Raw genomic sequence first — 13,918 nt, forward strand, 5'->3', positions numbered from 1 at the left:
TGTTCTAGTCGATCTTGGATCGCACTCTGAGCGGCTAAGCAGTCCAGGCGCGTTGGTCATCCTTCACGCTGCTGCCTAGCCGTATTGCACGGCGGGTAGTGGCTCTTGCGTAGGTTCTCTGCGCAGGTCTCTTCCTGAATTTGATCGTTTTCCTGACACGGCCATTGGGCCGCGTGCGCCCTTGCGTGCGTGGTTTCCTGGGAGGCCGTGGTCGGCTCATACCCACGTTCGTCTTAGAAACGAACGAGGGAGGTCTGATGCTGTTTCTCTCGATGCTGCAATACGCTGGGATCGCTGTGCGCCTGCTGGTTGTAGTGCGCGTCGCAGCACTTGTGCGTACGGCCTCGTTGGCCGTGATGGCTCTATTGTCTGTTTCTATCCAGGCTGCTCGCGCCGAAGATGGGCATGCGCCAGCCCCGGCAGCCGATGCTCCGTCTATCGCTGTTGGTGAGTTAGGCGATCGTTTCGGCTTTCATGGCCAGTCCACCTGGGTCTGGCAAGCCAAGCCTGCATTCAACTCGCCGTATCGCGGCGACAACAGCCTGACGGCGGACCGCGCAACCAGTTATTCCTTCAGTACGACGCTCGATCTGGGCATGCGCCTATGGAAGGGGGCGGAGTTCCACTTCAACCCGGAGGTCGTGATGGGCAAGGCGTTCTCGGAGTTGCATGGTCTGGGCGGTCCGACCAATGGGGAACTGGCCAAGGTCACGGGCACTGATCCGTCGCTGTATCGCGCCCGCTTATTCCTGCGCCAAACCTGGGGCCTGGGCGGTGACACGGAAAAGCTCGATGCCGATTTCAACCAGTTCGCCGATGTGGTGGACAAGCGCCGCGTGGTGCTGACCGTGGGCAACCTGCCGGTGCTCGACATATTCGATGCCGTGGAATATGCCCACGACCCGCGCGCGCAGTTCCTGAACTGGTCGTTCATGACGCATCCGTCGTTCGACTACGCCGCTGATGCGCGCGGCTACAGCTGGGGTGTCGCGCTGGAATACATCGATAGCGAACTTGGCTGGGCCGTACGAGCGGGCCGTTTCCTGCAGCCGGTCGAGTCCAATGGCTTGTCCCTCGACACCCGTTTTCTCGAGCACTACGGGGACATGCTGGAACTGGAAAAGAGCTACATGCTGTTCGGCCAGGAAGGCAAGGTGCGCCTGCTGGGCTGGCGTAATTTTGCGCGCATGGGCCGTTTTGATGATGCGATCGCGCTCGGCCAAGCTACCGATGCTGCACCGGACCTGAGCCTGGTGCGCCGCGAGCACGCCAAGATGGGCGTGGGCCTGTCGTTCGAGCAGAAAGTGGGCGAAAACGTGGGCCTATTCGCCCGCCTGAACTGGTCGGATGACAAGACGGAGACCTATGCTTTTACGGAAGCCGGGCGCAATGTGTCGTTGGGTGGCCTGCTCAAAGGCGCGTCGTGGGCGAGGCCTAACGACGTGCTGGGGGCAGCGGTCTCGTTGAACATGCTGGGTCCCGACCACCGCGCGTATCTAGCGGCGGGCGGCAGTGGCGCATTCCTGGGTGATGGGGCGTTGAACTATGGCCCCGAACACATACTCGAACTGTTTTATAGCTTTCAACCGGTCAAGGGCATCACTCTCAGCCCTGATTTTCAATTAATCCAGAACCCAGGCTACAACCGGGATCGGGGGCCCGCCAAGTTTTATGGCATCCGGGCTCACGCTGAGTTCTAAGACTTACGGAGGACCCATATGGACAGTCCGAGTCGACCTTACCCGATAGCTTCAACTAAATCCCACTAGGCAAGTCCGCCGCACGGTTGTTCCCTGCTGCTGACTTGCCGTCCAGGCAAGGCAGCGGTGTCCGCATCGCTCCTTGATTGTTTGAATACGCCATGCTCGGTCGTGGCGATTGCCGTATGCCCTGCACGTGTCGTGCTTATACGGCTAGGAGTGAACTATGCGTAAATTCAACATCTCTCCGCGTCGTTTCTCGGCGCTTGCACTGCCTTTCAGCTCGCCATTTGTGCAAGCCCGGGCTGGCACGCCCGAGCGCGCTGACGCTGTGTCGGTCAAGTCCAACCCACGTGGGGTGGGTGCTGCTCAACCGCTCACGAGCCGCGACTATGCCAGCGCCGCCATTCGGCTGTCGCGTACGTACTGGTAGCCCAACAACGCCAACACAAATCGAATCGGAGGTCTACATGACCAAAACTGCTTCGGGCATCGACGCACCACCACGTCATGCCGCACTTGACGATGCCCACGTGGGCGATATTCGCGGCGCGCTCGGCACCATTGCACATCACGACACCGGCGCACGCGATACCTGGCGGGCGCGTCTGCGCACGATGCTCGCCATTCTCGGACCTGGCCTGATCGTGATGGTCGGTGACAACGATGCCGGTGCATTCGGCACGTACACACAGGCTGGTCAGAACTACGGCACGACTCTGCTGTGGACGCTGCTGTTGCTCATTCCCGTTCTGTACGTGAATCAGGAAATGGTGCTGCGCCTGGGCGCCGTCACTCGCGTCGGCCATGCGAGGCTGATCTTCGCGCGCTTCGGCAAGTTTTGGGGCAGCTTCTCCGTCATTGATCTGTTCCTCGTCAATGCGCTGACGCTGGTCACGGAGTTCATCGGTATCAGCTTGGCACTCGAGTATCTCGGCATTCCTCGCCAATGGGGCGTGTGTGCGGCGGCAGCGCTGGTCATGCTGGCTGCCTCCACGGGCGACTTCCGACGGTTCGAGCGCTTCGCACTCGCACTGGTCGCAGGCAGCCTGACGCTCATTCCAATCTTCCTGATGGTGCATCCGCCCATGGGGCAGGTCGCGCGCGATTTCTTCGTGCCTGCGTTGCCAGCAGGCGCCCCGCTGGCAGAGGTAATGCTGCTGATTATCGCTATCGTCGGCACGACTGTGGCGCCTTGGCAACTGTTCTTCCAGCAGAGCTATGTGATCGACAAGCGCATTACGGCGCGCTTCATCCGCTACGAGCGTGCCGACCTATGGCTTGGCATCGCGCTGGTCATTGCCGGTGCGGTGGCGATGATTGCGTTCAGCGCCCAGGCATTTCATGGCACGCCGGCGTTCGGCAACTACACCGATGCGCTGGGCACCGCGCAAGGGCTGGAGAGGCACTCGGGTCGCTGGGCCGGCGTGCTGTTTGCGATTGCCCTGCTGGACGCGAGCATCATCGGCGCGTGCGCTGTGTCGCTTTCCACGGCTTACGCAATCGGCGATGTGTTTGCCGTGCGGCATTCGCTGCATCGCAAGCCGACGGAGGCGAAGGGCTTTTATGCGATCTACTTCGGCTTGACGCTGCTGGCAGCTGGTTTGGTGCTCACGCCCGGCATGCCGCTGGGATTGCTAACCAATGCAGTGCAATCACTGGCCGGTGTGTTGTTGCCTAGTGCGACGGTGTTCCTGCTCTTGTTGTGTAACGACAAGGCTGTGCTGGGTCCATGGACGAACGGTCGCGCCATGAACATTTTCACCGGTGGCGTCGTGGCGGTGCTGGTGATGCTGTCTGTCATCCTGACCGCCGCCGTGTTGTTCCCGGGGATTGGCGAGATCGAGATCGGTGCGATTCTGATCGGTGGTTCGCTCATCGCCATCGTCATGTCGCTGGTACTGTGGCTTATCGAACAGCGCAGTCACAGGCCACATCATCCGCAGCGCGTAAGCGTGCTCGATCGTAATCGATGGACTATGCCGCCGTTGGAGCAGCTCGCTCCGGCACGGTGGACTCCCCTCAAGCATACGTGGATGTTCGTGTTGCGCGGCTATCTTGTCGTGGCGGCGGGGCTGGTGCTCGTGCGTATTGCAGGGCTTCTGACCGGCTGAGGCCGGGTCGACACTCGTATTGGGGGCGATAAGTTGAATTTGCCCCCCATCAGAAGCACCGCACTGTCACGCCTCACGGGTGCGATGGCGAAGATACTTTCGAGCGCACCTGGGCACCGGTGGCTTGTCTTGATCGTCTGCGCCGGTGTTGCAACTGTGACGACTTGTGAGACAGCAAATGCGAACGCCTCTCATGCGGATTCTTTTCTGCGGCTGCCGGTTATTACCCAAACGGCCAGTTCTCCTCCTATGATCGCGCACAAATTGGGCACCCGCCGCCAAAAGGATCTGTCCTAAACCATCGGACGAGCAAAACCATGCAACAGCCAATCGAGACCGATCTCGGCGACGAGACGCCCACCATGAAACGCGCCGCGAAACGCAGCACGCTCGTGAGCGTGGGCGTCAACTTGGCCCTCACAGCCGCACAACTAGTTGCTGGCGTCCTGGCCCATTCACAAGCGTTGGTAGCCGATGCGATTCACTCGCTTTCTGACCTTGTTTCGGATTTCGTTGTTCTCTTCGCTGGACACCACAGTCAGAAAGAGCCGGACGCAGATCATCACTACGGGCACCTTCGATTCGAGACAGCAGCATCCCTCGTGTTGGGCTTGCTGCTGCTCGCAGTCGGGATCGGAATGCTTTGGAGCTCGGTGACCAAGCTGGAGCATCCGGAATCGATATCCCATGTGAAGTTGATCGGTTTATGGGTCGCGCTTGGCGCACTGGTGAGCAAAGAACTGTTGTTCCGGTACATGCTGGCCATAGCGGAGCGCGTACGCTCCAGCATGCTGATAGCGAACGCCTGGCATGCTCGTTCCGACGCGGCTTCCTCGTTAGTTGTCGCACTCGGTATCGTCGGTAACTTGCTGGGATTCCACCTGCTCGACCCCGTAGCGGCACTTATTGTTGGGTTAATGGTGACGAGAATGGGCTGGCAGTTTGGCTCGAACGCGCTGCACGACCTCATGGACAGAGCCGTCGATGAAGAGACAGCGATCGAGCTTCGGGAGGTGATACTCAGCACGCCGGGCGTGCTTGGCGTCCATGACGTACGAACACGTAAAATGGGCGACATGATTCTTATGGACGTCCACCTCGAAATCGCAGGCACCGCAACCGTGAAGGTCGGCCACGATATCGCGCTCGAAGCGAGACGCCGCGTAATGGAAAGGCGTGATGTGCTCAATGTTATGACCCACGTCGATCCCGTAGAGGTCCGATCAAACCAAAGACCATAGCGCGCCAACCTGTTGGCAGTACTCAAGGATTTCGTTTGCGGTGCACGCGCGCGAGGGCCGCTAGCAAAGTTGCACGGGGGTGAGCCCGGAAGAGTCCCAACACAGCGACCAGCGGGTTGCCACCGTTGACGCTGATGGCGCTGATCGCTGGAGCTAGCGCCCTCGACACTCGATATGACTCAACCAACAACCTGAGGAATGCTCTCTGCCGAATGGCTCGCCTCGGTGCCGCGCAGTCATTCGTCGGTTTTCGGCTCGTCGAGAGTCCGGGCCTCTATGCGGCGAAGGCCAGTGATGTGAAGAGGTATTTCAAGGCCGTCGAGACGTCGATGCATTGACGCAAAAGGTACTGAGCAAATCCTCAACCAGGTTGCAGTAGAGTTGGAGACCGCCTGACTATGGCAGGCCAGTTCGAGCAGGCGGTGGTTCGCCTTCCGCCAACCAGCAGCCCCGCAACAGTTCGTCTTATCGGTGGCATAGGGGCACGTCGTCCCCGCAATATAGCAAAGAACGAAAAGATGACAGCTAGCATAAAGCGGTTTTACCGATTCAGGCCTCCCCAAATCCTGCCTGACAAATCCGTTGCAGACGAGTTGCGAGCACGCGAACTCTATCTTGGAACGCTCGAACAAAATAACGACCCGATGGATGGCATGCAGGATGCCTATTGGGAGGGGGATGACGTAGTCTGGGGCAATCTTATCCGGCACTACTGCTTTTGCATGCTGAACGCCGCATACTTTGTTCGCATGGCAGGGGATAGCACCCTATTCGAGCTGGACCACGTTTTTGCACGCGCGACGCCAGATGATTTACCAGATGCGCCTATAAGGCAGCTCTTCCGGGAATTTGTCGACGCTGTTAATGCCGACGGAACAATCCGTGGCCTCTTAGCTATGCTGGTAGATAGGAAACGGCTGGCAAAGGATGAGCTACGGCTTCTTCTTGGGATGTACCATCCCCGAATCCTTACGCTCCTTCGCGAAACGTTTCGGCGCAACGGGCATACCGACTTCATGCTGGGGCTGGAATTGAACAAATCCCCCGCTTCGCTTCCCGATTTCGAAGCGGTAGTGAGGCAGACTGACTCGCATGTGCTGAGTGCTTTGGCTGGTGCGGCGGAGCAGGCTAGTCGTCAGATGCAGCTAATAGGTATGTATAAGCACATACATCCTTCCTCTGAGCAGCGGACAGCGAAGAAAAATCTCCTCACCCTGATCGGCAATTTCCATGCCTTGTACTTGGACGCATGTGTCAAGGCGATCTACGACGAGTATTACATCGCTTGCTTTACGGAGCGGAATGACAATGAATCAATGTGGGGCCACTATGCATCAGGACATCGAGGGGTCTGCCTCATTTTTGAGTTCGATGAACGAGAGGGCCAGCTCGAGATGGATATGGAAGAGTCGATGCGCCTAGCATTGCACCGAGTGCAATACAGCCCATACCCACCGCAGGTCAACGTGTTCGAAAGCCTTGGATATCTTCCACAGGCGAGCTTGCACAAGCACTGGCTTTCACTCGACGAACGCGTTAGCCCGCTTGCGTGCACGTACAGTTCCTCCGAGTACCGCTCCTCATACTGGAGGGTCTATGCGGATACGATTTCGCACAAATTTCCAGAATGGGAGCGCGAGCACGAGTACCGCGTCGTCAAGAGTGCGTGGTTCTCTGGCCGGAACTCAGACTCGGACAAGTTGATGCATTACAAAGAGAAGCATCTGAAGGGCATCATATTTGGTATGCGTACCCCTGTGGATCTGCAATTACAAATCATGGAAGCGCTGGACGCAAGCCTGACTTCCACTCAGAAGGCAGCCTTCGAGTTCCACATCGCACGCTACTGCACTGTGAAGAAGGCGCTCGAAATCAGTCGCCTCGATTTGGTCAAGTTTGTGTGAGGTCGTGGTCCCGCCTGCCGGGGTACGGGGTGTTGGTTGGCTTTTTCGATGTTCTGTGCGCGGCACGGTCTTCGCTAACGAATTGAGGAAATGTACTGACCTGGTGAGGGTAGTTCAGTAAAGAATCCACTGTGCAGGCCTACCGGATATCGCCGCGCGACCTTGCATCTCTCGGTAGGCGTTCTAGACTGTAGACACGCGTACCCCCGGTGCCCAAACTGTTGCCGCCATAAGCAGAACTACATCTTGGCAACAAATTTCCTCTCCTTGCTTGCAACATGCCTGACAGGCCGTTGAGCTCCCGACTCGTCGCTGCCTGAGCTTGGACTGACTAAGCCTGCACGCCCGCTGACGAGTGTAGGGCAGGAGCTTTGTGCCCGCATTCCTGGTTCTCAGCGACGCGAGCGTACTAGCTGGGGCGGCACTTGCCTGTACCGACGTTGTTATGGCAGATCAGTCTCCCTGCCCGCCACGCCGGTGTGCGAGGTTTGGTTAGTCCGTTGGCGCGTGCTGCGAACAAACCGGGGTTCGAGTCCTTGTCGAAGTATGAAACAGCAGTTCCGCAGACGCTTTTACAGTGAGGCTCATCATGTCATTCTGGTCTGCTACGCCTGTGAGTTTGCAGCCGCGCGCGACGCTCGTACGGTGGAGAGTATTTCAGACGGAGCTAGGTGAGCGACACTTCGCTGGCCACTGCATTGAGAGTGGTCGCGGACGCGTCAGCTCTGCAATCGTCTCTTTTGACTTCAATACGCGCACCGGTGTTAGTACGAGTGGTCGGAGATACGTGCTATCCGGTAAGGCCGGGTACGACGACGATGGCCAATATGTTTGGCTTCTATGGAGTCTCTACAACGCCGTCCCGTGGGCCAAGGATGTGAGCGATGAATACGACCCACTCGGTGATGTTAGTTAGAGCAGATGTCGAACTAGTCATCTCAACTGTGTAAATGACCCCCAGTGTAGCTGCCAGTCCCCTGCCTCCAACCAGAAGGGCGGAAAGCTAGCTAGGTCACCGACGTCACTTCGATGACGGCATGATAAGACGCGGGCCCCTATCCTCCAGCTGCACGAAGGTGAAACGGATCGCATCTGTTCGGCAACGTTCTTGTAGCCCGGACTCGAACAAAGGCTGACCCGCTCACTTCCAATTAACGAGTATCTGCTATGCGCCATCTATCCAACCCGGGGCACGCAATCGCCGCAAGGGCGCTACGAGACGCGAAGTTAGCCGGTGTCTCTGAAGCAACGCGGGTTGCAGCGGCCGTTGAAGCCGGATTCCGCTACCTGCAACAGGCGGCAGCACCGAAGAATCAGGCTTTAAGATCTTGCATCCCAAGTAAAGCGGCGCTGACGAGGGCCTTCGACAGCATTCAGTGTTCGCACCGTGATCGGCGGCTTGGCTATCAACTGATGGAATGGTTCGAGCGCCGTTACGAGCTCCCGCGCCCGCCTTGTACGATCAACGAAGCTGTTATGTGGGCACAGCGAATGTCGAAATCGACTATCCAGCAAGGATTATCGCGTGTCGTGATTTCACCAATGCCGTCCTTACTTACTGGTTCAACTTAGCGGCCATGGACTTGGAGCAATTAGTTGTTGCCGCAATTAAGAAAAGCCTGACAAGGCGGCTGCATGACCTGAATCGAAAGACAGTTGTCACTGTTCTGTCGATACCATCGACTGCACTTGGGCGGGAGTTCAAGAAAAGACTGCGCGATGAGCTCCGCAGACTGAAGCGAGCTCATGGACGCAAGAGCCCCACGCGTTGATGCGGGGCAACGTCGCGGCCACAGCTACATGATGAAGCTACCGCACGACTGGCTGTCGTCACTCTTAGTTATGCGAGGTGTCCCAATGGCAGACCTTTTGGTTCGCAACGTCGATGACTGTCTTGTACAGCGCCTACGTGAACGCGCAGCCGCGCACGGGCGTAGCCCTGAGGCAGAGCATCGTGAGATTTTGGCCAAGGCGCTTGGCGGAACAAAGCGCAAGTGCTTTGCGGAAGTGCTAATGAGCATGCCGAACGCCGGGGAAGATTCTGACTTTGCCCGGTCCTGACGTGGACGACCGCTTCGTGGCGAGCAGCGCGGCGAACTGGACGTCGGGTCTGGGTCGCAAGCATTTGGCTGGCGCCCCAGCCGTCCGCTACCGGCCAAATACGGCCCGTCCCTCAGGCCTTTGGGCTTCCCGGGAAACCAGCGGCGATCCGTCTTTTGTGCGCAGCGCGGACGCAAACCGCGAGCCTCCCCACCATTTGTAACATCGTCAGGTTTCCACGCCTTGCACCGAAGGTGCTCAACCCATTGATTTGGAAGTGGAATAGAGCCCTACAGACCCTTACAAATTAAAACGGTATCCAATCGGTAGATCGACCAAACTTTCTCCATCAACAGACCACATGCACTGGTCACGGGAGAACGAAGATGAACAACGAGCAACCGAACGTCCAAGGCCAACACTACGCCGGCACGTCGATAGGTCATATGCCACAGTCGCGTCGCATACGTTTGGGTAAAGGGCAACGGTGAAGTCGTACAAGCGCTCTGGTCGGACTCTTCGAAGTATGGATGCTTTCAGTGTCTGCGTCACGGAATTGGTCCCAACTATCGTCAAGATCGGTTTCCGGTTCTGCCGAACCCGCCTCGAACTCAATTCCGGGGATGCAGCTCATTCACACCATATGCGGTCTCAGCGCCGATGTCTGCAGCCGCCCTTGCTGCCGATATGGTTGGCGACTGGCTGAGGGGCGACGTCAGCCCGAGATTCCGTACGCGGTACCTCGAAACAGCGAATGCGTTACGGGTTAAGAACCAAGATATCGCACCGACGGATGGATGCCCCGCATGCCGGACTGCCTGATTCTCGGACACCCATTCAACGAGGAGGCTCGGGTTCTTATTGAGCCTTCTGTCTTGGTGACGCTAATGCGCTATCGACAAACAAGCGCGGCAACACCCGAGTCGGGAGGCATCCTGTTGGGATATCGACGAGGCGCACATCTTCATGTTTCGACGATGACGACTCCTCAACCTGGCGATACTCAACATCGCTATAGCTTTCAACGACAGGCACACCGGCACCAGAAGATTGCCCTTGAGCGTTGGGAGGCGGAACACAAAACGATGGACTACATCGGTGAGTGGCATACGCATCCGGAAACAGAGCCCACGCCGTCGTCAATTGACACGCGCGAGTGGCAAAATATTTACCACACAAAAAGCGAACCAATGGTGTTTCTGATTGCCGGCACTCGCAACATGGTTTGGGCCGGAGTTGGTCGAGGTAATGCCCTGTATGGTTGGGTTACCAAAGTGAACGTCAAAATCGGGGAGGATTAACTCACACGGTGCATGGCGCTATCGGCCCCGTCGCTTAGGGGCAGAGAGTGCTCGTAGTGGGTACGCCCAAGTTTGCGCGCAATTGAAAACTGTCTCCGGATATTTCTGGCCAGCATGTGGTTTCCAGCTAGTTCCGTGTACGGCTTATGGAGCAAGCCTCCATAGGGTAAGAGGTCATCTCGTATACGGAACTTCTAGGGCTCCGTATACGGAACTATTGAATAGTGGCAGATCCGCTTACCAGCGGAGCGCCTTACTCAACAGTCACGGACTTCGCCAAATTGCGTGGCTTGTCCACGTCCGTTCCACGCGCCAAGGCGGTGTGATACGCCAGCAGTTGCAGCGGCACCACGTGCAGGATCGGCGAAAGCTGTCCGTAGTGCTCGGGCATGCGGATGACCTGGATGCCGTCGCTCGACTGGATATGCGTATCGGCATCGGCGAACACATACAGCTTGCCGCCGCGCGCGCGCACCTCCTGGATGTTGGACTTGAGCTTTTCGAGCAGCGCGTCGTTCGGTGCAACCGTTACCACCGGCATCTGCTCGGTGACGAGCGCGAGCGGGCCGTGCTTGAGTTCGCCCGCCGGATAGGCCTCGGCGTGGATGTACGAAATTTCCTTGAGCTTGAGCGCCCCTTCCAGCGCGATAGGGTAATGCAGCCCGCGACCCAGGAACAAGGCGTTCTCGCGGCGGGCAAATTCTTCCGACCACGCGATGATCTGCGGCTCAAGCGCCAGCACGGCGTTCAGTGCCGAAGGCAGGTGGCGCAGATGGCGCAGTGCATCCTCTTCCTGCTCGGCGGTGAGATGTCCTCGCAGCTTGGCAAACGTCATCGCCAGCATGTAGAGCGCGGCGAGCTGCGTCGTGAAGGCCTTGGTGGACGCCACACCGATCTCGGTGCCCGCGCGCGTCAGGAACTTGAGCTGGGTCTCGCGCACCATGGCGCTGGTCGCCACGTTGCAGATGGCCAGCGTGTGCGTGTGGCCCAGTTCACGCGCATGACGCAGTGCGGCCAGCGTGTCAGCGGTCTCGCCCGATTGCGAGATCACCACCACCAGCGCGTTCGGGTTGGGCACGGTCTCGCGGTAGCGGTACTCGCTGGCCACTTCCACCTGCGTCGGAATCTTGGCGATCGACTCCAGCCAGTACTTGGCGGTACACCCCGAGTAATAACTCGTGCCGCACGCCAGGATCAGTACGCTGTCGATCTTGGGCAGGACTTCGGCTGCGCGCGGGCCGAACAGGTCGGGCGCGAAGCCCTGCACGCCTTCCAGCGTGTCGCCAAGGGCGCGCGGCTGCTCGAAGATTTCCTTCTGCATGAAGTGGCGGAACGGGCCAAGCTCGACGGCAGCAGCATAGCCGCCGACTTCCTTGACCTCGCGCTCGACGATGCGGTCATGCGCATCGGCCACGGTAAAGCCCTCACGCGTGATTTCAACCACGTCGCCTTCTTCCAGGTAGGCCATGCGGCTGGCGGTACCTGCCACGGCCAGCGCATCGGACGCGAGGAACGATTCATTGTCGCCCAGCGCCACCACCAGCGGCGAACCGGCGCGGGCGCCCACCACCACATCCGAGTTGTCGCGGGCAAATACGGCAATCGCATACGCGCCATGCAGACGCTTGACCGTCGCGCGCACCGAGGCGAACAGGTCGCCGCGCGTGGCGCTGCTCGGGTAGGTGTAGGCCTGGTGGATCAGGTGGGCGACGACTTCGGTATCCGTCTGCGATTCAAAGCCGTAGCCGACGGCCTTGAGTTCTTCGCGCAGCGATTCGTAGTTTTCGATGATGCCGTTGTGCACCAGAGCGATGGTGTCACCCGAGAAATGCGGATGCGCGTTGACCGTGTCGGGACGGCCGTGTGTGGCCCAGCGCGTGTGGGCAATGCCGATGGCGCCGTCGAGGTGGCTGGTCTGTGCCTGGGCATCGAGATCGGCCACGCGCGAAACCGTGCGGGCGCGCTCGAGCTGGCCGTCGCGCTGCACGGCCACGCCGCACGAGTCATAGCCGCGATATTCGAGGCGGCGCAGACCTTCGATCAGGACGGGAACGATATTGCGCGAGGAAACCGCGCCAACGATACCGCACATGTTGATTTCTCCGGTTGAGGCGCGGCAGCTTGGCCGCCGCGCTCGGTATTCATTCAGTATCGACGCTCATGTGCCGCAGCGGCATCCGCTATTCGGCGCAGGCATGTGCTGCTCAGGCTTCCTTCTTCTGCTTGACCGGCCGCTGCCAGCTGTCAATCGTGGTCTGGCGCGCACGAGACACCGTCAGCTTGCCCGCCGGGGCATCCTTGGTCAGGGTGGTGCCGGCCCCGAGCGTGGCGCCCTTGCCCACCCGCACGGGCGCCACCAGTTGCGTGTCCGAGCCAATGAAGGCGTCGTCCTCGATGATGGTGCGGAACTTGTTCGCGCCGTCGTAGTTGCACGTGATGGTGCCGGCGCCGATGTTCACGCGCGAGCCCACCGTGGCGTCGCCCACGTAGGCGAGATGGTTAGCCTTGCTATGCGCCGCGATCTGGCTGTTCTTGACCTCGACAAAGTTGCCGATGTGCACGTCTTCGGCCAGCTCGGTGCCGGGGCGCAGGCGCGCGTACGGGCCGATGCGCGAGTCGGCGCCAACCTTGGCGCTCTCGATGTGGCAGAACGGCAGGATCTCGGCACCGGCCTCGATGGCGGCATCGCGGATCACCGCATTGGCGCCGATGCGCACGCCGTCTGCCAGCGTGACATCGCCCTCGAAGATGCAGTTGACGTCGATCACCACGTCGCGGCCGCAGGTGAGCTTGCCGCGCACGTCGATGCGCGCCGGGTCGATCAGCGTCACGCCGTCTTCCAGCAGTTGCTGCGCGAGGTTGCGCTGGTGAATGCGCTCCAGCTCCGCCAGCTGCACCTTGCTGTTCACGCCCAGCGTTTCCCACTCGGCCAGCGGATGCGCGGAGGTGATGGGCACGCCTTCGCTGGCGGCGCGCTCGATGACATCGGTCAGGTAGTACTCGCCCTGCGCGTTGTCGTTGGAGAGCGTGGCGAGCCAGCTCTTGAGCTTGGCCGTCGGGCACACGAGGATGCCGGTGTTCACTTCGTGAATGGCCAGCTGCGTCTCGTTGGCGTCCTTCTGCTCGACGATGCGCGTGATGCGGCCGGCGGCGTCGCGCACGATGCGACCATAGCCGGTCGGGTCGCCCAGATGCACGGTCAGCACACCCAGGTGGTCGGTACCGGCAGCGCCAACCAGCGCCCCCAGCGTGTCGGCGCGGGTCAGCGGTACATCGCCGTAGAGCACCAGCGTGGGCACGCTCTCATCGAGCTGATCCAGCGCCTGCATGACGGCGTGGCCGGTGCCGAGCTGTTTGTCCTGCGTGGCGAAGGTGATGTCCGGCGCTCCCACCATTTCCCGGACGCGCTCGCCACCGTGACCGACCACGACCACCAGGCGCTTCGGCGACATGGAGCGCGCCGTTTCAATGACGTGCGCCAGCAGCGGTTTGCCGGCCAGGGGGTGCAACACTTTCGGCAAGGCAGAACGCATGCGTTTGCCCATGCCCGCGGCAAGGATGGCGATATTCACAAGGAGGTTCCTAGAGTGACCCGAAGCGATAGCCTGCCGTGGATGT

The 13,918-nt window shown here is 59.6% G+C and carries 9 protein-coding genes; 7 read left to right on the top strand and 2 right to left on the bottom strand.

What is annotated here, in order from left to right; translation table 11 throughout:
• The first annotated feature begins 257 nt into the window (after positions 1-257).
• The 7 genes from R2N03_RS11840 (at position 258) to R2N03_RS11870 (ending at position 10,300) form a co-directional block, all read left to right on the top strand.
• The gene (locus tag R2N03_RS11840) at positions 258-1,700 is read left to right on the top strand and encodes a carbohydrate porin (protein ID WP_316657816.1); all 1,443 of its coding nucleotides are present in this window, start codon (positions 258-260) and stop codon (positions 1,698-1,700) included.
• Between the two features lie 226 nt (positions 1,701-1,926).
• Positions 1,927-2,133 (top strand): hypothetical protein, encoded by a 207-nt coding sequence (locus R2N03_RS11845; protein WP_316657817.1) that lies wholly within the window; start codon positions 1,927-1,929, stop codon positions 2,131-2,133.
• A gap of 37 nt (positions 2,134-2,170) precedes the next feature.
• Positions 2,171-3,814 carry an NRAMP family divalent metal transporter gene (locus R2N03_RS11850; protein ID WP_316657818.1) on the top strand — a complete coding sequence of 548 codons (1,644 nt, stop codon included), beginning with the start codon at positions 2,171-2,173 and terminating at the stop codon, positions 3,812-3,814.
• Between the two features lie 317 nt (positions 3,815-4,131).
• Positions 4,132-5,055, top strand: coding sequence for a cation diffusion facilitator family transporter (locus tag R2N03_RS11855; protein WP_316657819.1), 924 nt, complete (start codon positions 4,132-4,134; stop codon positions 5,053-5,055).
• Between the two features lie 398 nt (positions 5,056-5,453).
• Positions 5,454-6,959 carry a DUF2971 domain-containing protein gene (locus R2N03_RS11860; protein ID WP_316657821.1) on the top strand — a complete coding sequence of 502 codons (1,506 nt, stop codon included), beginning with the start codon at positions 5,454-5,456 and terminating at the stop codon, positions 6,957-6,959.
• A 1,857-nt stretch (positions 6,960-8,816) separates the two neighbouring features.
• Positions 8,817-9,020, top strand: coding sequence for a FitA-like ribbon-helix-helix domain-containing protein (locus R2N03_RS11865; RefSeq protein ID WP_012430550.1), 204 nt, complete (start codon positions 8,817-8,819; stop codon positions 9,018-9,020).
• Between the two features lie 785 nt (positions 9,021-9,805).
• A complete protein-coding gene (locus R2N03_RS11870) occupies positions 9,806-10,300 on the top strand; it encodes a Mov34/MPN/PAD-1 family protein (RefSeq protein ID WP_316657822.1) in 495 nt (164 codons plus the stop codon).
• Positions 10,301-10,553: 253 nt separating this feature from the next.
• On the opposite strand, the gene glmS is transcribed toward R2N03_RS11870, so the two are convergent.
• Positions 10,554-12,392 carry a glutamine--fructose-6-phosphate transaminase (isomerizing) gene (gene glmS, locus R2N03_RS11875; RefSeq protein ID WP_316657823.1) on the bottom strand — a complete coding sequence of 613 codons (1,839 nt, stop codon included), beginning with the start codon at positions 12,390-12,392 and terminating at the stop codon, positions 10,554-10,556.
• 112 nt (positions 12,393-12,504) lie between these two features.
• Positions 12,505-13,872, bottom strand: coding sequence for a bifunctional UDP-N-acetylglucosamine diphosphorylase/glucosamine-1-phosphate N-acetyltransferase GlmU (glmU, locus tag R2N03_RS11880; protein WP_316657824.1), 1,368 nt, complete (start codon positions 13,870-13,872; stop codon positions 12,505-12,507).
• Positions 13,873-13,918: the final 46 nt, after the last annotated feature.

Origin of the sequence: Ralstonia condita (assembly GCF_958405655.1) — a bacterium.
Taxonomy (GTDB): domain Bacteria; phylum Pseudomonadota; class Gammaproteobacteria; order Burkholderiales; family Burkholderiaceae; genus Ralstonia; species Ralstonia condita.

Excerpts from the sequence above, each read along its gene's own strand:
- R2N03_RS11850 (WP_316657818.1), top strand. The coding sequence starts at position 2,171 with ATGACCAAAACTGCTTCGGGCATCGACGCACCACCACGTCATGCCGCA.
- glmS (WP_316657823.1), bottom strand. The coding sequence starts at position 12,392 with ATGTGCGGTATCGTTGGCGCGGTTTCCTCGCGCAATATCGTTCCCGTC.
- R2N03_RS11840 (WP_316657816.1), top strand. The coding sequence starts at position 258 with ATGCTGTTTCTCTCGATGCTGCAATACGCTGGGATCGCTGTGCGCCTG.
- R2N03_RS11870 (WP_316657822.1), top strand. The coding sequence starts at position 9,806 with ATGCCGGACTGCCTGATTCTCGGACACCCATTCAACGAGGAGGCTCGG.
- R2N03_RS11860 (WP_316657821.1), top strand. The coding sequence starts at position 5,454 with ATGGCAGGCCAGTTCGAGCAGGCGGTGGTTCGCCTTCCGCCAACCAGC.
- R2N03_RS11845 (WP_316657817.1), top strand. The coding sequence starts at position 1,927 with ATGCGTAAATTCAACATCTCTCCGCGTCGTTTCTCGGCGCTTGCACTG.
- R2N03_RS11855 (WP_316657819.1), top strand. The coding sequence starts at position 4,132 with ATGCAACAGCCAATCGAGACCGATCTCGGCGACGAGACGCCCACCATG.
- R2N03_RS11865 (WP_012430550.1), top strand. The coding sequence starts at position 8,817 with ATGGCAGACCTTTTGGTTCGCAACGTCGATGACTGTCTTGTACAGCGC.